The following is a 24,533-nucleotide window of genomic DNA, read 5'->3' on the forward strand; positions in this document are numbered from 1 at the left end:
ACTCACTCACCGATCACCGGCGCGGAGCCCTGCTCGCCGCCGCCGAAGAAGTCCTGATCAGCGGTGCCGAGCACCAGCCGGTTCTCGGACTCGCCGCCGGGAGCGATGGGCCTCGCCCCCACCACCTGCCCGAAGCCCGCTTCTTCCAGCCGCCTGGTCAGGTACCGCCGCAGTTCGGCGCGATCGACCGAACCGCCAGGTGCCACGAACCGCTGCAGGTCCCGGGCGCACGTGACGACAGCACCGGTGGCCGAATCGCGCGCCGCGGCGGCTACCACGTCGAGCCAGGCGTGCACGGCAGGTTCGGCCTCGATGCCGCACGCCGTCGCGCAGTGGTGCAACGCCTCCGGCAGCCACCGGTGCGCGGCCGAGCACAGGCGGTGGTAGAACTCCTCGACCAGCAGCATCCGCCACTCCCAGTCGAACCAGCAGGAGTCGCCGGGCAGTCCGAGCTCCTCGCGGCGCTGGCGGAAGTGCTCGGCGAGCGCCTGGTGGTGCTGGCGGAAGCGCCGCGGTGCGCGGCCCCGCTCGTAGCGGACCATCTTCTCGCGGACCACGTGGTGGTACTTCAGCTGGCCCTGGTCCTCGTGGACGAACGGCCGCTCCCGCAACCACCGGAACAGGCCCACCGCCCGGCCCGGCTCGCGCAGCACCGCCAGCACGTCCTCGTCGAGCACCCGGGGCAGCGCGGCCAGCACCGCGTCGTCCCTGCTCTCCTGCTCCGGGACGAAGTTCAGGAAGCGCGCCACCGCCATCCCGGTCGGGTCGTGCACGTCGTCGCCGCCCGATTCGGCCAGGCTGGCCAGCAGCAGCGGGAGCCCGCCGGACAGTTCGAGGATCACGTCCGCCAGCTCCGGGTCCCGGACGCCCTTCCGGCCGAGCAGCGTCCTGGACTCCTCGGCGGTGAACGGATCCAGCCGCCAGGACACCAGAATCGAGGAGAACTCGCCCCAGTTGTTGAAGTCGAGCGGGTGCTGTCCGGCGACGCCGAGCACCAGACCCAGCGGGAGCTCCCCGTAGTACCCGTGCAGCAGCCGCAGCAGCCACGGTTCGACGACCTCGGCGGTGCGCTCGTAGTTGTCGAACAGCACCACCAGCTGCCGGTGGTGGGCGATCTTGCGCAGGTCGTCCACCAGGCACGGGGTGAGCTCCTCGACCGGGGAGAGCAGCAGCCGGACATCGGCCTGGCTGCCGAAGCGCCTGGCCAGGTAGCCGCGGCACTGCTCCACCCACTCCTGGATCCGCTCCGGCGGGACCGCGTCGGCGACCGGACCGAGACCGGGCGCGGCGGCGCGCACGACGCCGAGGCCGAACCGGACCGCCGTCGCCATCACCAGCTCGCGGGCTTCGGACGGCGCTTGCGGATCGGACAGCACCTCGTCGTGCCGCTGCTCGTAATCGGCGAAGCGCTGCGCGAACTTCCGCGCCTCCCCGCCCTGCCCGGCCAGCTGGCGGGCGATCGCGGCCAGCACGCGGACCAGGTTCGACTCGTTGTCGTCGGTGACCGCGACCAGCGCGGAGTGCTGCAGCGAGATCTCGCGCAGCTGGCGCAGCAGGAACGTCTTGCCGATGCCGGCCTGGCCGTGCAGGCCGAACACGAACTTGCGCTCGGCCACCGGCGCCCGCAGGTTCGCGCGGAACGCGTCGCACTGCCGACGCCTGCCGACGAACTCGCTGCCCTGCCGCTGCCGCAAGACCTCCTGCAGGCTCCGAGCACCTCCAGGACCGGTCACCGGGTCATCGTGCCAGTGCGCACGCGCGTGCGATGGCGATTTCCGGAGAAAGATCCACAACCCGGAAGCGTCAGCTTCCGCTCTCTCCGGAGACCGCCGGTACTCGCTGGTCCAGGGCGTATTCGGTGGCGATGCGCAGGAGCATCTCCTTCTCCACGCGGAGGAGGTGGTTCTCGCGGCGGAGGCGATCGAGCTCTTCGCGCTCCGCCGCGGTCAGCTCGTTCACCGCAGCGGGTCGAACGGCCGCAGCAGCGCCGGGCGCTTGCCGGTGGTGATCTGCTCGGCGAGCAGTCGCCCGGTGAGCGGGCCGAGGGTCAGGCCCCACATGCCGTGGCCGCCCGCGACGTAGGCGCCGGGCATCCTGGTCGCGCCGATCAGCGCGAGCCCGTCGGGCGTGACCGGGCGGCCGCCGACCCACTCGTCGTGGCGCTCCTCCCAGCGCACGCCGGTCAGCAGCGGGCGCGCCGAGCGCACGATCGCTTCGATGCGGCCGCGGTCCAGCGGCGCGTCGACCGGCCGGAACTCCATGGTGCCCGCCACCCGCAGGCCACCCTGATAGGGCGTGCACGCCACTCGCGCGGCGGGCAGGTAGATCGGGCCCGGGACCGGCTGGTCCGTCGGGACGGTGAAGGAGTAGCCGCGGCCGGCGCGCACCGGGGTGCGCACGCCCAGCGGCTTGGCGAGCTTGCTCAGCCAGGCCCCGGCGGCCAGCACGACCACCTCGGCCGACACCCGGTCGTCCTGGGTGGACTTGACGATCACCTGGCCGCTGGTGCGCACCATGTCCCGCACCTCGAACCCGGTGCGCAGCGTGCCGCCGCGCTCGACGAAGGACCGCGCGAGGGCGCGGGTGAACTCGCCGGGATCGACGTAGCGCTGGCCCTCGACCCGCAGCACCGACGAGATGCGGTCGGACAGCTGCGGCACATCCGCGTCCGCCACGGACAGCTCGGTAGTGTCGACCGGCTGACCGCAGCCGCGGATCTGCTCGAACTCGTGCCGCAGATCGGCGGCCTGCTCGGGCTTCTCGAACGCGGCCGTGATCGGCGCGTTCTCGGTCTTGGCCTCGACACCGCCTGCCAGCAGCGCGTCGAAGGCGTCCAGGCACTCGGCGTTCATCGGCACGAACGACCGCATCCCCCGCTGCCACGCCCGCGGCGTGCAGTGCGCGGCGAAGCGGGTCAGGAACGACCACAGGCCGATGTCCGGGGTGGCGGGCACGTGCAGCGGGGCGTCGGCGGAGAACAGCGTGCGCAACCCGTAGCGCAGCACCGCCGGCTCCGGCAGCGGGATCGAGAAGGCCGGCGAGAGGTAGCCGGCGTTGCCCCACGACGAACCCGCCGCGACGTCCTGCTTGTCGAGCACGGTCACCTCGACGCCGTGCTCCTGCAGGAACCACGCGGTGGACAGGCCGACCACGCCGGCGCCGACCACCACTGCCCGCCGCGGAATCCCGTCGATCCCGTCCTCGCGCATGCTGCCTCCTCGGTGCGAACCTCGACTGGAGCATGCCTGGACCGTCGCGCTCAGCCAGTGTCCGAACCCGACAATCGGCGGGCGGCCGTTTGGACGAAATCCACTACCCGACCGCGAGCGCGATGATCATCGCCAACCGGGCGTCCGGATCGTCCAGGTCCAGCGGGGTCAGCTCGGCCATCCTCCGCATCCGGTACCGGACCGTGTTCGGGTGGATCTCCAGCCGTGCCGCGGCCGCACCGAGATCGCCCTGGCACTCCAACCAGGCCCGCAACGTCTCGACGTAGCGGGTGCCCTGCTCGCGGTCGTGGCGCCGGAGGTCGACCACCGGCCCGCGGTCCGGCAGGCGGCCGCTCGAAGCGGCGTGCCGCAGGCGGCGCAGCAGGATCTCGTGCCACGCCTCGTCGTAGACCACGGCGTCCTGGTCGGCCCGCGTCGAGTGGACCGCGAGGCTCTCATCGGCCTCGCGCCTGCTGTCGACCAGCTGGTTCGGCCCGGCCGCTCCGCCGACACCGGCGAGGATCGTGGTGTCCGACGGCAGGTCGCGCACCAGCGCGCGCACCCACTCGCGAGCGCGCGCGGCGTCGTCGTGCGGCAGCACGGTGTAGACGGTGTTGGCGAACAGCGCGCTGCGACCCGGCCGCGACCAGCCGAACCCGATCGTCGCCCGCTCGAAGGCCAGCAGCGCGGTTTCGTCCCGCGCCGCGCCGCTGTGCACCTGCACGGCCACCACCCGGAACTGGTCGCTGCGCAGGCCGAGCCTGCTCAGCACCGCCGAAGCGTCCTCATGCCCTTCCAGCAGGCCGATGACCAGATCCGATTCGACCTGCCGCTCCAGGTCCGCGCTGGCCCGGGTGCGCAGCAGGTGCAGCGCGGCAGTGCGCGCACCGCCGATCAGCGCCGCCTCGTGCGATGCGGTGAGCGGCTGCTGCGTCTCCACCCAGATCGAGCCCAGCAGCTCCCGGCCCGCGCGGATCGCGACGACCACGCGCCCGTGCGAGTCCTGCGGTTCCAGCGGGGCGACGTAGACCGGCTCGTCCGAGGTCTCCAGGTGCCGGAACACGCCCCGCGCGGCGAGCGTCCGCCGGATCTCCTCCGGCACCTGCCGCCCCAGGATCGTGGCCAGCCGCGCCCGGTCGGCGCTGAGCTGGCGCCGCGAGTAGGCGAGCACGCCGGAGCGGTGGTCCTCGATCGTGACCGGGCCGCCCACCGAATCGGCGAGCGCGTCGGCCAGCGCGAACAGATCCGTCGGGCCCCGCCCGGCCTCGGTCTCCCGCCCCTCCAGCACCAGCCCGTACACGACCCCGGCCAGCTGGCCCCACGACACGGCAGGGTCGACGAGCACGACGGCCAGCCCGCGCTCCCGGGCAGCGGCGATCACCCGCTCCCCGACCGAAGCGGCCCGGAACACCACCACCTGAGCGGACGTCCGCTCGATCAGCTCCGCGTCGTCGGTGTCGACGCGGACGGCCAGCAGCACGTCACCGGTGGCCCCGGGATCGGCCGGATCGTGCAGCGCCACCGAGCGCAGATCCGCGGACCTGCTCTGCGGTGCGCTGACCAACCGCGCCCCGACACCGCCGAGCACGTTGATCAACCGGTCCAGCTTTACCACGCCGCTCCCTCCCCGCCGCCGGAAAAAAGCCAGCGGCCCCGTCCCTGGTCGGGAGCGGGGCCGCTAGGTCGATCGTCAGGCGCGCAGGGTCGCGCCGAGGCGGTCGGCGGCGGACTTGACCGCCGCGTCGCGGGCCTCGGTGGCCTCCTCCTGCTTGAGCGTGCGGTCCGGGGCCCGGAAGCGCAGCGCCAGGGCCAGCGACTTCTTGCCCTCGCCCAGCTGCTCGCCCGCGTAGACGTCGAACAGCCGGACGTCCTCCAGCAGCTCACCGCCACCCGCGCGAACCGCCTCGACCAGGTCCGCCGCCGCGACCTCGGCGTCGACCACCAGCGCGATGTCCATCAGCACCGGCGGGTACGGCGAGATCTGCGGCGCCGGGCGGTTGTCCACCAGCGGCAGGGCGTCCAGGTCGAGCTCCATCGCGCAGGTCCGCTTCGGCAGGCCGAGCGCTTCGACGACCTTCGGGTGCAGCTCGCCGGCGTGGCCCACCACGGTCCCGCCGACCTTCAGCTGCGCGCACCGGCCCGGGTGCCACGGCGCCAGCTCACCGGCACCGACCTCCAGCTCCACACCGGCGGCCGCGGCGACCACGCGGGCGGCCTGGACGGCGTCCGCCCAGCTCGCCTCGCGGCCCTTGCCCCACCAGCCGGCCTGCTCGCGGTGGCCGCCCAGCAGCACCGCCACGTGCTTCGGCTGCGCGGGCAGCGCCGCCTCCAGCGCCGCCAGCTGCTCGTCGCTGGGCCGCTGCGCGACACCGACCTCCGGCACCGGCGGCTGCTCGGCGGCGGGCTGCACGACCTGTCCGATGTGGAACAGCGCCAGGTCGCGCTGCCCGCGGGAGACGTTGCGCTGCATGACCTCGGCCAGGCCGGTCAGCAGCGTCGTGGTCAGCAGCGACCGGTCGCTCTCCAGCGCGTTGAGCACCGACGCGGTGCGGCGCCGCTCGTCGTCCTCGGCCAGGCCGAACGCGTCGAGCATCGCCTTGCCGACGAACGGGAACGGCAGCACCTCGACGTAGCCCTCGGCGGCCAGCGCGCGGGAGACCGCGCGCTCGCGGCGCTGCTCGCCGGTCAGGCCGCGGCCGGGCGGCGCGGCGGGCAGCACCGACGGGATCGTGTGGTAGCCCTCCAGCCGCAGCACCTCCTCGACCAGGTCGTAGGGCTGCGTCAGGTCCGGGCGCCAGGTCGGCGGCGTCGCGGTGACCAGCCCGACGCCCTCGTCGGAGGTGCTGACCTCGATGCGGCAGCCGATCTGGCCCAGCCGCCGCGCGGTCACACCGCGCTCGTAGGACACCCCGGCGATCTTGTCCGGCAGCGCCAGCGGCATGGTCACCGGTGCGGGCTGCTTCGGCTCGCCCACGTCGGTGCGGCCCGGCGCGATGGTGCCGTCGCCGTAGCGGACCAGCAGCTGCGCGGCCAGCTCGACGGCCACCGGCGCGACCGCCGGGTCCACCTGCCGCTCGAACCGCTTGCCCGCCTCGCTGGGCAGCTTGTGGCGGCGGATGGCGCGCGCGATGCTCGCCGGGTCCCAGTTCGCCGCCTCCAGCAGCACGTCGTGCGTGTCGTGGCCGATCTCGGTGGACTCGCCGCCCATCACCCCGGCCAGCGACACCGGGCCGGTCTCGTCGGCGATGACGATGTCGTCCGGGTCCAGCTCGCGGCTCACGCCGTCCAGGGTGATCAGCTTCTCGCCCGCCTCGGCGCGGCGCACCACCAGATCACCGGTCACCTTGGTCGCGTCGAACGCGTGCAGCGGCTGGCCGAGTTCGAGCATCACGTAGTTGGTGACGTCCACGGCCAGCGAGATCGAGCGCATCCCGGCCAGCGCCAGGCGGCGGCGGATCCACCACGGGCTCGGCGCGGTCGGGTCGACACCGGTCACGCGGCGCAGCACGAACCGCGAGCACGCCGTCGGGTCGCTCAGCTCCACGCCGCGCGAGGGCCGGTCGTCCTCCGGGACCGGGCGGGTGCCGGGGTCGCCGAACGGCACCTCCAGCGCGTTGGACAGCTCGCGGGCCAGACCGCGCACCGAGAAGCAGTAGCCGCGGTCCGGGGTGATGGCCAGCTCGATGATCGAGTCGTCCAGCCCGACCAGCCCCACCGCGTCGTCGCCCGGATCGGCCGAACCGGGCGGCAGCACCAGGATGCCGTCGGCGTCGTCACCGATGCCCAGCTCGGTGGTCGAGCAGATCATGCCCTCGCTGAGCTTGCCGTAGGTCTTGCGCGAGGTGATCTCGAAGTCACCGGGCAGCACCGTGCCGGGCAGCGCGACCACCACGAGGTCGCCCTCCTGGAAGTTGCGGGCGCCGCAGATGATGCCCTGCACCTGCTGCTCGTCGGCCTCGTTCTTGCCGACCTCCACCTGGCAGTACCGGATGGGCTTCTTGAACTCGGTGAGCTCTTCGATCTCGGCGACGCGGCCGACCACGAGCGGGCCCCGCACCTGCGTCAGGTGCGTGACCTCCTCGACCTCCAACCCGATCCGGATGAACGCTTCGGCCAGCGTCTCCGCGGTCGTCTCCTCGGGCAGCTCAAGGTGCTCGGCCAACCAGGAAACCGGAATCCGCACTTGGTCAGGCCCTTCTCTCGTTCCGGTGAGTCATGTCGGTGGGTGTCAGATCATGCGTCTTCGAAGCGGCGAAGCCGCTCAGCCCGTCCTCGCAGCTTGCACCGCTACGCGAATCAACCATCGGCAGACACTCAAATGCCGAACGGCTGGGTGAAGCGAACGTCGCCCTCGACCATGTCGCGCATGTCCGGGATGCCGTTGCGGAACATCAGCGTGCGCTCCAGGCCCATGCCGAAGGCGAAGCCGGTGTAGACCTCCGGGTCCACGCCGCAGGCTCGCAGCACGTTCGGGTTGACCATGCCGCAGCCGCCCCACTCGACCCAGCCGGCGCCGCCCTTCTTCTCCGGGAACCAGATGTCCATCTCGGCCGACGGCTCGGTGAACGGGAAGTACGACGGGCGCAGCCGGGTGGTGGACTCCGGGCCGAACATCGACCGGGCGAAGGCGTCCAGCGTGCCCTTCAGGTGCGCCATGGTCAGGCCCTTGTCCACCGCCAGGCCCTCGACCTGCGAGAACACCGGGGTGTGGGTGGCGTCGAGCTCGTCGGTGCGGTACGTGCGGCCCGGGCACACCACGTACACCGGCAGCTCGCGGTCCAGCAGCGCGCGGATCTGCGACGGCGAGGTGTGCGTGCGCAGCACCAGCCCGGAATTCTCCGGGGCCACGTAGAAGGTGTCCTGCATGGTGCGCGCCGGGTGGTCCTTGCCGAAGTTCAGCGCGTCGAAGTTGAACCACTCGGTTTCCAGCTCGTGGCCCTCGGCGACCTCCCAGCCCATGGCCAGGAAGGTGTCCTCGATCTCCTCCGCGAGCTGGGTGTTCGGGTGCCGCGCACCTGCCGGGACGCGGTCCCAGGGCAGCGTGACGTCGACGGTCTCCTCGCGCAGCACCCGCTGGTCCCGCTCGGCCTCCAGCGCGGCGCGACGGTCGTCGAACGCGCTCTGGATCGCCTCGCGGGCCTGGTTGACGCGCTTACCGGCCTCGGACCGCGCCTTCGGCGGCAGCGCGCCGATCTCCCGGCGGGCGGTCAGCAGCGGCGAGCGGTCACCGAGGTGCGCGGGCTTGGCGGCGGCCAGTGCGTCGAGATCGGCGGCCGCCGCGAAGGCCTCGCCGGCCTCGACCACCGCGCGGTCCAGCGTCTCCGGCGACAGCGCGGCGACCTCTTTCGGGTCGTACTGGTCGTTGGCTCCAGACATCGTGTGTGCGTGACTCCCGTTGATCCGACAGGCATCAGCGCCCGAGCCTCCCGGGCTGACGAACCTGCTCGTCGGCATGCGGACTCCGACCGCAAGCTAGCCCCTGAAGTCTATGCGACGGTCCCAACCCGTTTTCGCGGAGATCCGCCTCGCGGCGTGTTACCTGCACAGCCCTGACCAGCCGGAGCCCGGGGCCGGGGCTCATCCGGCGCGGTGCTGGGCGCGCGCCGAGGCGTAGAGGCAGACCGCCGCGGCGGTCGCGAGGTTGAGGCTCTCCGCGCGGCCGTACAGCGGAACGCGCAGCGTCGTGTCCAGCTGCGATTTCACCTCATCGGGCAGCCCGTGGGCCTCGCTGCCGAACACCCACGCGGTGGGTCCGTCCAGCTCACCGGCGCGATCCGCGGTGTCGAGGTCGCCGGTGGCGTAGCCGTCCGCGCCGACCAGGCGCAGCCCGGCCTCGCGGCAGGCGGCGAGCACCGCGCTCACGTCGCGGTCGCGGGCGACCGGCAGGTGGAAGAGGCTGCCGGTGGAGGCGCGCACGGCCTTGCCGTTGTAGGCGTCGACGGTGTCCCCGGCGAACAGCACCGCACCGGCGCCCGCGGCGTCGGCGACCCGCACCACGGTTCCCGCGTTGCCCGGGTCGGCCACGCCGACCAGCACCGCCACCAGCGCCGGGCGCTCGGCGAGCGCGGCGGCCGGTTCGACGGCGGGCAGGTCGCACACCGCCACCAGGCCCTGCGGCGTGACCGTCTCCGACAGCGACGCCGCCGCCCGGTCGGTGACCAGGTGCACCGGCACGCCCGCGGCGCGGGCTCGGTCCAGGTGCCCGGCGTGGCGGTCGTGCTCGGTGGCGAACAGCTCGCGCATCCGCAGCGCTCCGGCCGCGTGCGCGGTCAAGGCCTCACCCACCGCTTGAGCGCCTTCGGCCAGGAACGCCCCGGCCTTCTCGCGCCCGGCGCGGCGGGTGAGCTTGCGAGCGACCGCGACCCGGGACGATCGCTCCGTGAGCGGAGCCGTCCCGGGTCGCGGTGCAGCAGAGGTGTCGTCGGCGATCAGGCCGCACTCTCCGGCAGGTTCTTGCGGGCGACCTCGACCAGCGCCGCGAACGCGGTGGGGTCGTTGACCGCGAGCTCGGCGAGGATCTTGCGGTCGACCTCGACCTCGGCGGCCTTCAGGCCCTGCACGAACTTGTTGTAGCTCAGGCCGTGCTGGCGGGTCGCCGCGTTGATGCGGGTGATCCACAGCTTCCGGAAGTCACCCTTGCGGGCACGCCGGTCGCGGTAGGAGTAGGTCATCGAGTGGAGCATCTGCTCCTTGGCCTTGCGGTACAGCCGCGAGCGCTGACCGCGGTAGCCGCGGGCCGACTCGAGAATGGTGCGGCGCTTCTTCTGGGCGTTGACTGCCCGCTTGACGCGTGCCACGGGGTCCGTCCTGTTATCTCATCGGGGGCGGGGGATGACCGCCCGTGCGGGTGGCTGGAAGTCTTGCTGACCTGGCTGCTGCCCCGTGCGGGGAGCGGCAGGTCCTCAGCGACCCAGCAGCTTGTTGATGCGCTTGACGTCGGCCTTGGCCACCTCTTCGGTGCCCTCCAGGCGGCGGGTGACGCGGCTGGACTTCTTCTCCAGGATGTGCCGGCGGCCGGCCTGCTCGCGCCGGAGCTTGCCCGTCCCGGTCACCCGAAAGCGCTTCGAGGTGCCCTTGTGGGTCTTGTTCTTCGGCATCTTCTCGTCCTCGTTTCGTACTGATGCCGGGCTGGGGCGCGGCTTGCGTCCCGGCCCGGCGTCACAATCACGAGCCCCAGACGTCCGTCAGGCGTTCGCCTTGGGCTTGGTCTTGTTCGTCTTGTGCGGCGCAAGAACCATGATCATGTTCCGACCGTCCTGCTTCGGGTTCGCTTCGATGAACCCCAGTTCGGAAACATCATCGGCCAGTCGCTGCAGCAGGCGGAAACCCAGCTCGGGACGCGATTGCTCACGACCGCGGAACATGATCGTCACCTTGACCTTGTGACCCTGGTTGAGGAAGCGGGACACGTGGCCCTTCTTCGTCTCGTAGTCGTGCGGGTCGATCTTCGGCCGGAGCTTCTGCTCCTTGATGACGGTCTGCTGCTGGTTGCGACGCGACTCGCGAGCCTTCTGCGCGCTCTCGTACTTGAACTTGCCGTAGTCCATGAGCTTGCAGACCGGCGGGCGCGCCTGCGGGGCGACCTCGACAAGGTCCAGATCCGCTTCCTGGGCCAGCCGGAGCGCGTCCTCGATGCGGACGATCCCGACCTGCTCACCGTTCGGCCCGACCAGGCGGACCTCCGGTACCCGGATGCGGTCATTGATGCGCGTCTCGGAGCTGATGGGCCCCTCCTCGGTTCGATGGCTGTTCTTCTGCACCGCGGCGCGTAGAGCTCACCCCGGAATGCGAAGATCCCGTCGTTCCGCTCGCGCGGACCGCGGGATCCTGACTCCAACCGATCGAACCGGCACTGCAACACCGTTTCGCACCACCGGTGGCACTGCACCACCGGTAGGACCGGACCCGGAAGCCTGTAGCGGCTACTCGGGTGGGAGCGGGACTCCACTTTGCCGCCCCCGCCTGCGCGGGAGCTGGTCGTGCGTGTCAGGGTAGCAGGCGTGACCGAACCGCAGCCAACGCCCCTGACCAGCACCGACCCGACCGGTGAGCCAGCACACGACGCGGACGTACAGGACAACGTCCGCGACCTCGCCGATGTTCCCAGCGTCGAGGTGATCAGCCGTGCGGCGGTCATGCTGATGTCCGCCGCGGCCGAGAAGCTCGGGCTGGCCGACGAGGACCCCGACTCCGCCGCGACGCGCGACCTGGACGAGGCCCGCCGCCTGATCACCGCGCTGGCCGGGCTGGTCACGGCGTCGGTGGAGTACCTGGGCGCGCACGCCGGCCCGATCCGCGACGGGCTGCAGACGCTGCAGCGCGCCTTCCGCGAGGCCTCGGCCATCCCGGACGCCCCGGGCCAGGGCCCCGGCGAGAAGTACACCGGCCCGGTCCACTGACCTCCCCCGCGCAGCCGCGCCCGGAGCGCGGCTGCGCCCGCCGGGCACGCTCCGTGCCCGGCCGGTTCCGCTTCGAATCCCCGGTTGCGCCGGTAGCAGTCCGCGCAACGGCAACCTCCGGAAATTGCGCCACGCGCAATGCAATGTGGACGGTTGATATCGAAAACCCTTGCGCTGCCGCAGGATCTTGACCCGCATTCGACCGCTGACATAGCTTCCGCCCTAATTCTCAGCGAATGCAGAACAAAGGGTGGGCGCATGGTCGATCCCGTCGAACTCATCGCGGACTTGGTTCGCATCCCCAGCATCAACCCGCGCGACCGCGCCGAGCCGGCCGAAACCGCTCTGGCCGAGCACATCGCCGAGTGGGCGACGGCGCGCGGAATGCGCGCGCGCACCGAGGAAGTGCTCGACGGGCGGCACAACGTGCTCGTCGAGCTGCCCGGTGACGACGAGCGCCCGCTGCTGCTGGAGTCCCATTTGGACACCGTGGAGACCGATGGCATGACCATCGCCGCGTTCGAGCCGGAGGTCCGCGACGGCAGGCTCTACGGCCGGGGCTCGTGCGACGCGAAGGCGTCGCTGGCGGTGTTCCTGACCGCGATGGCGCGGCTGGCCGAGAGCGGCCCGCGACCGCGCTCGGTGGTGTTCGCCGGTGTGGTCGACGAGGAGCACCTGTACCGCGGGGTGACGGCGCTGCGCCGCAGCGGCCTGCCGACGCCGGCGGGCGCGATCATCGGCGAGCCGACCGAGCTGCGGATGGTCGTGGCGCACAAGGGCTGCATGCGCTGCCGCATCGAGGCCCGCGGCGACGCCGGGCACAGCTCGCAGCCGTGGGGCCGGACCAACGCCATCGAGGTCGCCGCCGAGGTGGTGCGCCACCTCCAGCAGGAGCACGCTCCCCGGCTGGACGCCCTGGCCCGGCCGCTGGTCGGACCGCCGTCGCTGGCGGTGACCATGATCGAGGGCGGCCAGGGGCCGAACGTGCTGCCGGACAGCTGCGTGCTGACCATCGACCGGCGCACCGTCGGCGGCGAGGACCCGCACGAGGTCTGGGCGCAGCTGCGCGGCGAGCTCGAAGCGCGCTGGCCGGTGCTGGTGCACGAGCCGCACATCGTCGACTACTCGCTGGAGACCGATCCGGCCGATCCGTTCGTGCGCAGCGTGGCCGCCGGGTTGCAGGCCTCCGGGCTGGACGCCGATCCGCTCGGCGTCGGCTACGGCACCGACGCCAGCAAGATCGCCCTGGACGGGGTGCCCGCCGTGGTGTTCGGGCCGGGCTCGATCGCCGACGCGCACACCGCCGACGAATCCGTCCCGCTCGACGAGGTCCGCACCGCGGTCGACGTCGTCGAGCGCGTCCTGCGCACCGGAGGTGCTCCCGCATGACGATCGCGCAGACCGCCACCGCCACCAAGCGCCGGTTCGGGGTGCTCGCCGCCGACTTCGCGGTGCTGGGCCTGAACTACGCCGACCGCGCCGCGTTCGGCATCGCCGGGCCGCTGATCATCGCCGAGTTCGGCTTCTCCAACGCCGCCTTCGGGTGGCTGGCCAGCATCTTCGCCCTGGCCTACTCGCCGTTCGGGTTCATCGGCGGCTGGCTGGCCGACCGGTTCGGGCCGCGCAACGTGATGGGCTGGGCGGTGATCGCCTGGTCGGCGTTCACCGCGCTGACCGCAGCGGGCGTCGGTTTCGTCAGCCTGCTGATCATCCGCTTCCTGTTCGGCGCCGGGGAGGGCCCGCAGGCCACCGTCACGGCGAAGCTGATGCACAACTGGTTCCCGAAGCGGGAGCTGGGCACCGCGCTGGGCATCGCCAACGCCGCCACGCCGCTGGGCGGCGCGGTCGCCACGCCGGTGGTGGTCGGCATCATGCACGCCACGCAGGGCAACTGGCGGCTGCCGTTCCTGATCTTCGGCGCGCTGGGCGTGCTGGCCGCGATCGGCTGGTTCTGGGTCGTGCGCGACACCCCGGAGCAGCACCCGAAGGTCAACGAGGCCGAGGTCCGGGTCATCCGGCAGGACCAGGACGAGGTGGCGGCGGCCGAGCAGGAGGACGCGCCGGGGTTCTGGAGCTGCGTGGCCAAGCCCGCGGTGTGGGCGACGGCGATCGCCTACTTCGGGTACGCGTGGATCCTGTGGACATTCGTGTCCTGGTTCCCGAACTACCTGGTGCAGGAGCGGGGCATCGACCTGGACGGGCTGGCGATCGCCGGCGCGATCCCGTGGGTCGGCGGGTGCGTCGGGCTGATCGCGGGCGGGGCGCTCACCGACTGGCTGGTGCGCCGGATGGGCGATCCCGAGGCGCCGCGCCGCTGGCTGGTGATCATCTGCCTGGCGGCGACGGCGGTGCTGTTCGCGCTGGTGTCGATGGTGACGACCACCTTCGCGGCGGTCGCGGTGATGACCGTCGTGGTGTTCCTGCTGTACCTGACGGGTGCGCAGTACTGGATCATCGTGGGCGAGGCGGTGCCCGCCGCCCGCTACGGCGCGGTCTCCGGGGCGGTGCAGATGTTCGCCACCTCCGCGTCGATCTTCGCGCCGCTGGTCACCGGCTACCTGGCCGATTCCTCGCTGGGCTGGGGCGGGGTGTTCGTGGTCGCGGGTTCGATCACCATCATCGGGCCGGTCCTGCTGCTGTTCGCCGGACGGCGGCGGCGCGCGTGAGCGACGGGCGCGGAAGCGGGATCGCCGGCGCTTCCGCGCCCGCGGCGTCACGGGTTGACGGCGAGGAACAGGAACGCCGCCAGCAGCGCGAGGTGCACGCCGCCCTGCAGGCGGGTGGCCCGGCCGGGGACCACGGTGAGCACGCTGACCACGATGGTCAGCGCGAACAGGACGATCTGGGTGGCGCCCAGCCCCAGGTGCAGCGGGCCCTGCAGCCAGATCGAGGCGACCGCGATCGCCGGGATGGTCAGGCCGATGCTGGCGATCGCCGAGCCGTAGGCCAGGTTGAGGCTGATCTGCATCCGCCGCCGCACCGAGGCGCGCACCGCGGCGATGGTCTCCGGCAGCAGCACCAGCATCGCGATGACCACGCCGACGAAGGAGTTCGGGAAGCCCGCCGCGGCGACCGCGGCCTCGATGGCCGGGGACTCCACCTTCGCCAGGCCGACCACCGCGACCAGGGCGATCAGCAGCAGGACGAGGCTCGCGGCGGTCCGCCGACCGGTCGGCGGCTCGGCGTGGTCGTCCTCGGGTTCGACGGTGCCCTTGTCGGTCACCGGGAGGAAGAAGTCGCGGTGCCGCCTGGTCTGGGTGGACACGAACAGCGTGTAGAGCACGACCGAGGCCAGCGCGGCGAACACCAGCTGGTTCGGCGAGTACTCCGGCCCGGGCACGGTGGTGGTGAAGGCCGGCAGCACCAGGGTCAGCGCACCCATCGTCGCCACCGTCGCCACCGCGGCGCCGGTGCCCTCGGCGTTGAACATCGGCAGCCCGTAGCGCAGCGCCCCCACCAGCAGGGACAGTCCGGCGATGCCGTTGGTGGTGATCATGATCGCGGCGAAGATGGTGTCCCGCGCCAGCGACGCGGCCCCATCACCACCGGAGATCATCATGCTGACGATCAGCGCGACCTCGATCACGGTGACGGCCACCGCGAGCACCAGCGAGCCGTAGGGCTCGCCCACCTTGTGCGCGACGACCTCGGCGTGGTGCACCGCGGTCAGCACCGCACCGGCCAGCAGCACGGCGACGACGATCACCATGCCGGTGCCCAGGCCGTCCTTCATGGGCCAGGCGATGGCCAGCGCGATCATCGCCAGCACCGGTATCAAGACGTTCAGGGACAACAACGATCGCAGCGACATGTGTCCACAGTAGAAGCCGAGATCGATTCGCGCGGGGCCGGGTACGGGCATATCGGGCACCGGCCGGCAGAACGCGCCGCCGCCGCGACCAGCGGCGACGATGATCACTCGTTCGAGTGAAGAGCGAAGGGCACCTCCTGCCGGGCGATCCGGCGGGAAGTGCCCTTCACCTCAATCCGCTCAGTCGAGGACGGCGAGCGCGTCGATCTCGACGAGGAGACCGGCGGGCAGTCCGACGTAGACGGTGGTGCGGGCCGGGAAGGGCTCGCCGACCACGCGGGCGTAGGTCTCGTTCATCTCCGCGAACTGGGAGACGTCCGTCAGGTACACGCGCAGCATCAGCACGTCCTCGATGGAGCCGCCCTCGGCCTCCAGGATCGCGATCACGTTGCGCAGGCACTGCTCGGTCTGCTCCGGGACACCGCCCTCGACCAGCTTGCCGGTCGCCGGGTCGACCGCGGTCTGCCCGGAGACCTGCAAGATGTTGCCCTTGCGGACGCCCTGCGAGAGCGGAATGCTCGCCGGCGGCTTGGGGGCTTTGTCGGTGCTGACGACGGTCCTGGCCATCAGGTTTCCTTCCTCTTGTCCGTTGGCTGCCAACCCAGCTCGGCGGAGACCCCGCCCGCTGCGCGCAGCACGTCGTCGACGAGCCCGAGCAGGCCGTCGAAGTCCAGCAGTACTTTCGGCACCGACAGCGAGACGGCCGCGATGGTCTCGCCGCGGTGGTTGCGGATCGGCGCGGCGACGCAGTGGATGAAGTCCTCGTGCTCGCTGCGGTCGACCGCGTAGCCCTGGTCGCGCACCCGGTCCAGCTCGGCCAGGAAGCGCGCCGCGGAGTCGATCGTGTTCGCGGTCAGCTTCGGGTAGGCCAGCTGTTCGGCGAACTGCCCGCGCTGCGCAGGTGGCCAGTCCGCGACCAGCGCCTTGCCGACCGCGGTGCAGTGCACCGGGGCGCGGCGGCCGATGCGGGAGTACATCCGCACCGGGTGCTTGCTGTCGACCTTGTCGATGTAGATGACGTGGTCGTCCTCCAGCGTCGCCAGGTGCACGGTGTGGCCGCTGATGCCGTTGAGCTCCAGCAGGTGCGCGCGGGCGACGTCGCGGACGTCGAGGTCTTCCAGCGCCTGGTGCGCGAGGTCGAACAGCGCGCTGCCGAGGCGGTAGTGGTGCACGTCCTCGCGGCGGACGAAGCGCCCGGCCTCCAGGCTGCGCAGCAGGCGCATCGCGGTGGACTTGTGCACGCCGAGGCGCTGGGCGAGCTGGTCGAGGGTCTGCGGTCCGGCGGCCAGCGAGGTCAGCACGGCCAGACCTCGCTCCAAGCTCTGACTCACCGGCCGCTCCCTCCGTTGACGCGTTGCGCGGCGTGATGGTACACACCTAACCATCATTTTGCGCAATCAGCGTTGCATTCTACGCAATAGGAGACCTTGGTGTCAGCACGGGGTATCAACATCGAGGCGGTCCGCGCCCTGCACGACGAGCGCATCGACTGGCGCTTCAAGGGCATGCCCTCGGACGCCTTCGGCACCACTGTCGGCGAGTTCCTGGCCACCCGCCCGACGGTCTTCGACGGCGGCTTCGTCGGACCGCTGCTGACGCTCGACCGCAGCGCCCTGGAGCACAACCTGCGGACCATGGCCGACTGGTGCGCCGAGCACGGCGTGCAGCTCGCCCCGCACGGCAAGACCACGATGGCACCGCAGCTGTTCGGCCAGCAGCTCGCGCACGGCTCGTGGGGCATCACCGCGGCCAGCATCAGCCAGCTGCGCGTCTACCGCGCGTTCGGCGTCGAGCGGATCCTGTTCGCCAACGAGCTGGTCGACCCCAGCGGCCTGGCCTGGCTGGCCGACGAGCTCGACCGCGACCCGCAGTTCCGGTTCTGCTGCTACGCCGACTCGCTGCGCGGCGTGCACCTGATGGCCGAGGCGCTGGCCTCGCACGGCGCTTCCCGACCGGTCGACGTGCTGGTCGAGCTGGGCAATCCCGACGGGCGCACGGGTGCGCGCACGAAGGCCGAGGCCCGCGAGATCGCCGATGCCGTGCTGGCCAACCCGATGCTGCGACTGGTCGGCGTGGCCGGATACGAGGGCGAGGTCGCGCACGACATCAGCGACGGCTCGCTGTCCGCCGTGGACGGATACCTGGAGCGGGTGCGCGAGCTGGTCGCCGAGCTGGCCGAGGCCGGGCACTTCGCCGGGCTGGACGAGGTGATCGTCACCGCGGGCGGCAGCTCCTACTTCGACCAGGTCGCCGAGGCGCTGATCAAGCCGTGGCCGCCCGGGCTGCCCGTGATCCCGGTGATCCGCAGCGGCGGTTACCTGCTGCACGACGACGGCTTCTACCGGCTCCGCTCGCCGTTCGGCCGGGAGCACCGGCTGGCCGGGCAGGAGCGGCCGTTCCGGCCCGCGATGCGGGCGTGGGCGCAGGTCATGTCCCGCCCGGAACCCGGCCTGGCGCTGCTGACCATGGGCCGCCGCGACGCCTCCTTCGACCAGGACCTGCCGGAACCGCAGGTGATCCGCGGCGCCGACGGCGTGGTGCGCGAGCTGCCGGACGGTTCCGCCCGGGTCCGGGCGCTGGCCGACCAGCACACCTTCCTGGAGCTCACCGGCGCGGACCCGCAGGTGGGCGACTGGATCGGCTTCGGGCTCTCGCACCCGTGCACGGTCTTCGACAAGTGGTCGCTGATCCCGGTGGTCGACGACGGCGTGGTGATCGACCTGATCCGCACGTTCTTCTAGAACCACGACACCAGAACCGCTGGAGGGCTCCACGATGGACATAGTGGTCCGCGGGGCGCGGGTCGTCGACGGCGACGGCGGCCCGGCCTATCGCGCCGACGTCGGCGTCGATCGAGGCCTGATCACCGAGATCGCCGAACCCGGCCGGTTGCGCGGCAAGCGCGCGATCGACGCCGACGGGCTGGTGCTCTCCCCCGGTTTCATCGACATGCACGCGCATTCCGACCTGCAGCTGCTCGCCGAGCCGGACCACACCGCGAAGGTGTCGCAGGGCGTGACGCTGGAGGTCATCGGCCAGGACGGGCTGTCCTACGCCCCGGTCGACGACGCCACGCTGGCGACGCTGCGCACCCAGATCGCCGGGTGGAACGACGACCCGCCCGGCTTCGACTGGAACTGGCGCAGCGTCGCCGAATACCTCGACCGCCTCGACACCGGGATCGCCGCCAACGCGGCGTACCTGGTGCCGCAGGGCACCCTCCGGCTGCTGTGCGTGGGCTACGACGACCGCCCGGCGACAGCGGACGAGGTGGACCGGATGCGCGACGTCCTGGCCCGGTCGCTGGACGAGGGCGCGTTCGGCATGTCCTCTGGCCTGACCTACACGCCCGGCATGTACGCCGACACCGCCGAGCTCGCCGCGCTGTGCGAGGTGGTCGCGCAGCGCGGCGGCTACTACAGCCCGCACCACCGCAGCTACGGCGCGGGCGCGCTGGACGCCTACGCGGAGATGATCGAGGTCAGCAAGCGCTCCGGCTGCCCGCTGCACCTGGCGCACGCCACGATGAACTTCAGCGTCAACCGCGGCAGGGCCGCCGAGCTGCTGTCCATGCTGGACAGCGCGCTCGACGAGGGCTGCGACATCACGCTGGACACCTACCCGTACCTGCCGGGCAGCACCTCGCTGCACGCGCTGCTGCCCAGCTGGGCGATGGCGGGCGGCGTCGAGGCCACCCTGGCGCGGCTGCGCGACCCGGAGCAGCGCGAGCGGATCCGCGTCGTGCTGGAGGAGGAGGGCTCCGACGGCTGCCACGGGGTGCCCGTCGAGTGGGACACCATCGAGATCAACGGTGTCCGGCGAGCGAGCAACAGCCACCTCGTCGGCTTCAGCGTCGCCGAGTCCGCCCGCGCGGCCGGAAAACCGCCCGCGGAGCACTACTTCGACGTGCTGGTGTCCGAGGAGCTCGGCAGCTCCTGCCTGATGCACGTCGGGCACGAGGACAACGTGCGCGCGATCATGCGCCACCCGGTGCACACCGCCGGCAGTGACGGCCTGCTCGTCGGCGCGCGCCCGCACCCGCGCGCGTGGGGCACCTTCCCCCGCTACCTCGGTCACTACGTGCGCGAGCTCGGCGTGCTCGGGCTGGAGGAGTGCGTGCAGCACATGACCTCCCGCGCCGCCGACCGGCTCGGGCTGACCGACCGCGGCCGGATCCGCCCCGGGTTCGCCGCCGACCTGGTGCTCTTCGACCCCGACACCGTCGTGGACACCGCCACCTTCGACGAGCCCCGCCAGCAGGCCGCGGGAATCCCGCACGTGCTGGTCAACGGGGTGCCGGTGATCGAGGACGGTCACCGCACCGACGCACTGCCCGGCGGCGCCCTGCGCAAGGCGCGCTGACGGCTCCCCTCCAGCCGAGGTTCTTCTCCTCCCACTAGGAGTCCCGTCGTGGACGATTTTCTGCACTGGCTCCAGCACGAGACCGCCGGCCTGCTCGTGCTGTGCGCGGTCGGCATCGCCGTGCTGCTGCTCATGATCATCCGGTTCCGGGTGGAACCGTTCATCGCGCTGATCGTCTCCGGCCTGCTGATCGCGCTGGCCGCCGGGCTGTCCGTCGAGGACATCGTCGGCACCGCGCAGAAGAGCAGCGAATCGCTGCTGGAGAACGGCTTCGCCGGGATCCTCGGGCACATCACCGCCATCGTCGGTCTCGGCACCATCCTCGGCTCGATGCTGGAGGCCTCCGGCGGTGCCCAGCTGCTGACCCGAAAGCTGCTCGGCGCCTTCGGCGAGAAGCGCGCGCCGCTGGCGATGGGCCTGTCCGGGCTGGTCTTCGGCATCCCGGTGTTCTTCGACATCGGCATCTTCGTGCTGGCGCCGCTGGTGTACGTGGTGGCGCGGCAGGGCGGCAAGTCGATCCTGCTGTACTGCCTGCCGCTGGTGGCCGGGCTGTCCATGACGCACGCGTTCCTGCCCCCGCACCCCGGCCCGGTGGTCGCCGCGAGCCTGCTCGGCGTCGACCTCGGCTGGATCATCCTGATGGGCCTGGCCTGCGGGATTCCGGCGTTCGTGGTCAGCGGCCTGCTCTTCCCGATGTGGATCGGCAAGCGCATCGAGCTGCCGGTGCCGGAGGACATGCTGGCCGCCGCCGAGGAACTGGCGCGCAAGAACGAGACCGAGGGCCGCCCGGAGCCGAAGCTGGCCACCGTCGCGCTCATCATCGGGCTGCCGATGGTGCTGATCCTCGGCGCCACCTTCGGCAGCATCACGCTGCCCGCGGGCGGCACGCCGCTGGCGGTGCTGACCTTGCTCGGCAACCCGACGGTGGCGCTGACCATCGCGGTGCTGCTGGCGTTCTGGCTGCTGGGCACCCGGCGCGGGATGACCGGCAAGGAGATCTCCGAGCTGACCGGCAACTCGCTGCGCCCGCTGGGCATGATCCTGCTGGTGGTCGGCGCGGGCGGCTTCTTCGGCAAGGTGCTGGCCGAGACCGGCGTCGGCGAGGCGCTGGCCGGATCGCTGCAGTCCACCGGGCTGCCGCTGCTGGTGTCGGCGTACGTGATCAGCTCCGGGCTGCGCATCGCGCAGGGCTCGGCGACGGTGGCGATCGTGACCACCGGCGGCATCGTCGCACCGCTGCTGCACGCCGGGGACCACTCGCAGGCCCAGCTCGCGCTGATCGCGGTCTCCATCGCGTCGGGCTCGATCATCGCCTCGCACGTCAACGACGGCGGGTTCTGGATCATCAGCCGCTACTTCGGCATCCCGGTCAAGGACATGCTCAAGTCCTGGACGGTGCTGGAGACGATCCTCTCGCTGGTCGGCTTCGGCATGGCGGCGCTGCTCTCCGCCTTGCTCCCCTAGTCCGGAAAACCTTGCTATGGCGTCGGATTCGCCCGTAGTGTTCGCCGGGATCCGACGCCGAGGCGAGGAGTGCCCGAATGGACCTGAGCAGACGGTCGTTGCTCCAGGCGGCCGGTGCCGCCGCTGGTTTGGTGGGGTTCGCACCGGGGCTGGCCAACGCCGGCACCGTGCTGCCCGCGAACGCGCCGACCCCACCGCGCGGGCCGGGTGAGGGGCAGGGCCCGTTCCGGAAGCTGGTGATCCGCGGCGTCAACCTGATCGTCGGCGCGGACGGCGAGGTGCGCGGCCCGGTCGACGTGGTGGTCCGCGGCAACCGCATCGACCAGATCATCCCCGCAGGTCAGCCGTCCCGGGCGCTGCCCGCCGGCCGACCGCCGCACGACGCCGAGCACGAGATCGACGCGACCGGCATGTGGATGATGCCGGGCCTGGTCGACGAGCACTCCCACACCGGCACCGGCGGCACGCCGCGGACCTACGCCTACAAGCTGTGGCTGGGCCACGGCGTCACCACCGTCCGAGGCGTCTCGCTGGCCAAGAACCCCGACGCGGTCTCGGACAAGGAGCGCAGCGAGCGCAACGAGATCGTGGCACCGCGCATCGTCAACTACCAAACGCCGGGCAGCGGCTGGGAAGAAGGGCCGATCGACTCGCCGGGCAAGGCCCGCCGGTGGGTGGCGTGGGCGGCCCGCAACGGTGTGGACGGCATCAAGTTCTTCGGCGAGGGCCCATACGGCCGTCCCGAGATCGAGGCCGCGATCCGGGCCGCCCAGCAGGCCGGGCTCGGCACCACGATGCACCACTCGCCGCCGATCTACCCGCAGCTCAACGCGCTGGAGACCGCGCAGCTCGGGCTGGGCACCATCACGCACTTCTACGGCCACTTCGAAGCCCTGCTCAAGGAGGGCCGCGAGCACCCGAAGCCGCCGGACTACGACTACTCCAACGAGGCCTCGCGGTGGCGCGCGGTCGCCGAGGTCATCGACTACACCTTCCCGCCCGGTTCCCCGCAGTGGCGCTCGTACCTGTCGCGGCAGCTGGACAGCGGCGTGACTTTCGGCCCCACCTTCGGCGTCTACCTCGCCGGCCGCGACCTGCTGCGGGCGCGCGGGCTGGAGTGGCACCCGCGCTTCGTGCTGCCGTCGCTGTGGAACTTCTGGGAACCGAGCCCGGAGGCGCACGGATCGTTCTACTACGACTGGAACAGCGAGGACGAGGCGAGCTGGAAGCGCTTCTACGTGCAGTACCTCCAACTCGTCCACGACTACAAGGAGATGGGCGGGCGCATCGCGGGCGGCACCGACCCGGGCTTCATCTACAACCTCTACGGATTCGCCAACATCAACGAGCTGGAGATGCTGCGCGAGGCGGGCCTGTCGGCGCTGGAGGCGATCGAGGCGATGAGCTCGGCGACCGCGCGCACCATCGCCGAACCCACCGGGCGGGCGCCCGAGTACGGCGCGGTCAAGGAGGGTTTCATCGCCGACCTGGCGATCACCGGGCACAACCCGCTGGAGGACCTGAAAACCCTCTACGGCACCGGAACTCCGCGCCTGGATCCCGAAACCGGCGACATCACCCGGACCGGCGGCGTGCAGTGGACCATCCGCAACGGCGTGGTCTACGACGCCAAGCGGCTGCTCGCCGACGTCGCCGAGATGGTGCAGGCGCAGAAGTCGCAAGGTGCGTGCGGTGACGTCGACCCCGACTGGAGCATGTCCGGCCCCTGCGGCGGCAGCCCGGGCGTCGGCGTAGCACCCCCGGCCAAACCCGCGAAGCGTGCCGCACCGCTGCCCTGACACGCTCCGCGCGTCGACTCCGCGCGAAGTCGACGTGCACCCGGGTGGTGGTCGATCTCGCGCGAAATCGACCACCACCAGCGCGGGAGGCGCGGCTCGGGCGGTGAACTCTCCCGTTCTCGGGGAAAGTTGGGAACTTCGCGGGCGTGATCACGGGTTGAGGAAGCTTTAAGGCATTGTGGTCTAGTCCAATGGCGGCGAATGCGGCAGACTGACCCGCGATCATCCACCGAGCAGGGAGAACATCGTGCGGGACAACGCAATGCCGCGTCGCCGGTTCCTCACCGCCGCCGGCGCGATCGGCCTCGCCGGCGCGGCCGGGGTGGTCGCCACCACCAGCACCGCGTGCGCGACCACTTCGTCGGGTGCGGCGCCCCAGACCGAGCCGGCGATGCACCACGCGGCCGCCGGGCTGATGACGCTGATCGGCAGCTACACCTCGGCCAGCCCGGCCGGTCGCGGCCTGGAGGTGGCCATCCGCGACGACGCGGGCAAGCTCGTGCAGTCCGCGGTGGTCGACGGGGTGCCCGACGCGTCGTTCTTCGCCTGGTCACCGGACCACCAGTACCTCTACGTCACCAACGAGCTCGTGCCGAACGGCACCATCACCGCCGTGGACATCTCCCAGCACCACCCGGTGGTACTGGGCAGCAAGCCCAGCGGCGGCGCGGGCCCGACGCACCTGTCCGTGCACCCCGGCGGCGAGTACATCTTCACCGCCCACTACACCGACGGGAAGGTCGCGGTGCACCGCCGCAACGCCGACGGCAGCATCGGCGACCAGACCGACCTGATCCAGCACCCCGGTTCCCAGCCGCACGCCCACCAGGTCCTCGTCGACCCGAGCAAGCAGTGGGTGGTGGCGGTCGACCTCGGCGCCGACGCGGTGTTCGTCTACGCCTTCGACACCGCCACCGGCAAGCTCACCCAGCACCAGCACCTGGAGCTGCCCGCCGGGACCGGACCGCGCCACCTGGCGTTCAACTACGACCGCGCCTACCTGCTGGCGGAGCTGAAGTCCGAGATCACCGTGCTGGACTGGGACCTCGACGCCGGGCGGTTCACCGCGGGCCAGGTCATCGGCACCCGCGAACCCGACGCCGGCGGCGAGAACTTCCCCGCGGAGATCGCCGTCACCCGCGACGCCAAGTTCGCCTACGCCTCCAACCGCGGCGACAACAACATCGCCACCTTCGCGATCACCGCGGCGGGCCTGGAGTTCCGCGGCACCACGCCGGTCGGCGGCGACTGGCCCCGTCACTTCGCCCTCGACCCGGAGCAGACCTCGCTGTTCGTGGCCAACCAGCGCTCCGGCGCCATCACCCGCCTGGCCCGCGACGCGAACACCGGCGCCCTGACCCCCACCCAGGACGTCTACGAATGCCCGTCGGTGGCCGCACTGACCTTCCACGGCTGATCCGCGGCGGAGAAGGGCGCCTCCTGGCGAGCAATTCGCCAGGAGGCGCCCTTCTCCTCGATCGCTCTCCGC

21 protein-coding genes are annotated in these 24,533 nt (G+C 71.7%); 8 read left to right on the top strand and 13 right to left on the bottom strand.

Translation table 11 applies throughout. The annotated features are described in order from the left end of the window. Positions 1–2: 2 nt before the first annotated feature. The 10 genes from C4T78_RS34155 to infC form a co-directional block, all read right to left on the bottom strand. Positions 3–1,733 (bottom strand): ATP-binding protein, encoded by a 1,731-nt coding sequence (locus C4T78_RS34155; protein ID WP_177247844.1) that lies wholly within the window; start codon positions 1,731–1,733, stop codon positions 3–5. A 70-nt stretch (positions 1,734–1,803) separates the two neighbouring features. Continuing rightward, on the bottom strand, positions 1,804–1,959 hold the full coding sequence (locus tag C4T78_RS36695) for a hypothetical protein (RefSeq protein WP_177247843.1): 156 nt from the start codon (positions 1,957–1,959) through the stop codon (positions 1,804–1,806). Next, positions 1,956–3,209: an NAD(P)/FAD-dependent oxidoreductase gene (locus C4T78_RS34160; protein ID WP_093358780.1), complete on the bottom strand. Its 1,254-nt coding sequence runs from the start codon at positions 3,207–3,209 to the stop codon at positions 1,956–1,958. Before C4T78_RS34160 ends, C4T78_RS36695 begins: the two co-directional genes overlap by 4 nt. Positions 3,210–3,312: 103 nt before the next feature. Next, the gene (locus C4T78_RS34165) at positions 3,313–4,824 is read right to left on the bottom strand and encodes a PucR family transcriptional regulator (protein ID WP_093358779.1); all 1,512 of its coding nucleotides are present in this window, start codon (positions 4,822–4,824) and stop codon (positions 3,313–3,315) included. 75 nt (positions 4,825–4,899) lie between these two features. After that, on the bottom strand, positions 4,900–7,392 hold the full coding sequence (gene pheT / locus C4T78_RS34170; protein WP_093358777.1) for a phenylalanine--tRNA ligase subunit beta: 2,493 nt from the start codon (positions 7,390–7,392) through the stop codon (positions 4,900–4,902). Between the two features lie 131 nt (positions 7,393–7,523). Continuing rightward, a complete protein-coding gene (gene pheS / locus C4T78_RS34175; protein WP_093358776.1) occupies positions 7,524–8,585 on the bottom strand; it encodes a phenylalanine--tRNA ligase subunit alpha in 1,062 nt (353 codons plus the stop codon). A gap of 201 nt (positions 8,586–8,786) precedes the next feature. Next, positions 8,787–9,641, bottom strand: a complete 855-nt coding sequence (locus C4T78_RS34180; protein ID WP_374703924.1) for a TrmH family RNA methyltransferase — start codon at positions 9,639–9,641, stop codon at positions 8,787–8,789. Beyond that, positions 9,638–10,006, bottom strand: coding sequence for a 50S ribosomal protein L20 (gene rplT / locus C4T78_RS34185; RefSeq protein ID WP_093159788.1), 369 nt, complete (start codon positions 10,004–10,006; stop codon positions 9,638–9,640). Before rplT ends, C4T78_RS34180 begins: the two co-directional genes overlap by 4 nt. A 105-nt stretch (positions 10,007–10,111) precedes the next feature. Then, positions 10,112–10,306: a 50S ribosomal protein L35 gene (gene rpmI, locus C4T78_RS34190; protein WP_093159790.1), complete on the bottom strand. Its 195-nt coding sequence runs from the start codon at positions 10,304–10,306 to the stop codon at positions 10,112–10,114. A gap of 87 nt (positions 10,307–10,393) precedes the next feature. Beyond that, positions 10,394–10,969: a translation initiation factor IF-3 gene (infC, locus tag C4T78_RS34195; RefSeq protein WP_093159793.1), complete on the bottom strand. Its 576-nt coding sequence runs from the start codon at positions 10,967–10,969 to the stop codon at positions 10,394–10,396. Between the two features lie 264 nt (positions 10,970–11,233). Between infC and C4T78_RS34200 the strand changes: the two genes are divergently transcribed. From C4T78_RS34200 to C4T78_RS34210, 3 genes are all read left to right on the top strand, one after another. Continuing rightward, complete coding sequence (locus C4T78_RS34200; protein ID WP_093358832.1) at positions 11,234–11,608, top strand: DUF1844 domain-containing protein; 375 nt, start codon at positions 11,234–11,236, stop codon at positions 11,606–11,608. A gap of 258 nt (positions 11,609–11,866) precedes the next feature. Next, positions 11,867–12,997: a M20 family metallopeptidase gene (locus tag C4T78_RS34205; protein WP_177247842.1), complete on the top strand. Its 1,131-nt coding sequence runs from the start codon at positions 11,867–11,869 to the stop codon at positions 12,995–12,997. Then, positions 12,994–14,274, top strand: a complete 1,281-nt coding sequence (locus C4T78_RS34210) for an MFS transporter (RefSeq protein ID WP_093358772.1) — start codon at positions 12,994–12,996, stop codon at positions 14,272–14,274. Before C4T78_RS34205 ends, C4T78_RS34210 begins: the two co-directional genes overlap by 4 nt. Positions 14,275–14,321: 47 nt before the next feature. Here C4T78_RS34210 and C4T78_RS34215 read toward each other — a convergent pair whose 3' ends face one another. From C4T78_RS34215 to C4T78_RS34225, 3 genes are all read right to left on the bottom strand, one after another. Then, positions 14,322–15,419: a calcium:cation antiporter gene (locus C4T78_RS34215; protein WP_093358770.1), complete on the bottom strand. Its 1,098-nt coding sequence runs from the start codon at positions 15,417–15,419 to the stop codon at positions 14,322–14,324. Between the two features lie 180 nt (positions 15,420–15,599). Further along, on the bottom strand, positions 15,600–15,986 hold the full coding sequence (locus tag C4T78_RS34220) for a RidA family protein (protein WP_093358768.1): 387 nt from the start codon (positions 15,984–15,986) through the stop codon (positions 15,600–15,602). Further along, entirely contained in the window at positions 15,986–16,750 is a 765-nt protein-coding gene (locus tag C4T78_RS34225; protein WP_093358766.1) for an IclR family transcriptional regulator, read from the bottom strand. Before C4T78_RS34225 ends, C4T78_RS34220 begins: the two co-directional genes overlap by 1 nt. Before the next feature lie 99 nt (positions 16,751–16,849). On the opposite strand from C4T78_RS34225, the gene C4T78_RS34230 reads away from it, so the two are divergent. From C4T78_RS34230 to C4T78_RS34250, 5 genes are all read left to right on the top strand, one after another. Next, complete coding sequence (locus C4T78_RS34230; RefSeq protein ID WP_093358764.1) at positions 16,850–18,160, top strand: amino acid deaminase; 1,311 nt, start codon at positions 16,850–16,852, stop codon at positions 18,158–18,160. Positions 18,161–18,194: 34 nt separating this feature from the next. Then, positions 18,195–19,781 (top strand): N-acyl-D-amino-acid deacylase family protein, encoded by a 1,587-nt coding sequence (locus C4T78_RS34235; protein ID WP_093358762.1) that lies wholly within the window; start codon positions 18,195–18,197, stop codon positions 19,779–19,781. Positions 19,782–19,829: 48 nt separating this feature from the next. Continuing rightward, positions 19,830–21,245, top strand: coding sequence for a GntP family permease (locus tag C4T78_RS34240; RefSeq protein ID WP_093358760.1), 1,416 nt, complete (start codon positions 19,830–19,832; stop codon positions 21,243–21,245). Between the two features lie 77 nt (positions 21,246–21,322). Further along, positions 21,323–23,044, top strand: a complete 1,722-nt coding sequence (locus C4T78_RS34245; protein WP_093358758.1) for an amidohydrolase family protein — start codon at positions 21,323–21,325, stop codon at positions 23,042–23,044. 247 nt (positions 23,045–23,291) lie between these two features. Then, on the top strand, positions 23,292–24,461 hold the full coding sequence (locus tag C4T78_RS34250; protein ID WP_143186080.1) for a lactonase family protein: 1,170 nt from the start codon (positions 23,292–23,294) through the stop codon (positions 24,459–24,461). The last annotated feature ends 72 nt before the right edge of the window (positions 24,462–24,533 follow it).

The organism is Saccharopolyspora kobensis (assembly GCF_900108315.1).
Lineage (GTDB): Bacteria > Actinomycetota > Actinomycetes > Mycobacteriales > Pseudonocardiaceae > Saccharopolyspora > Saccharopolyspora kobensis.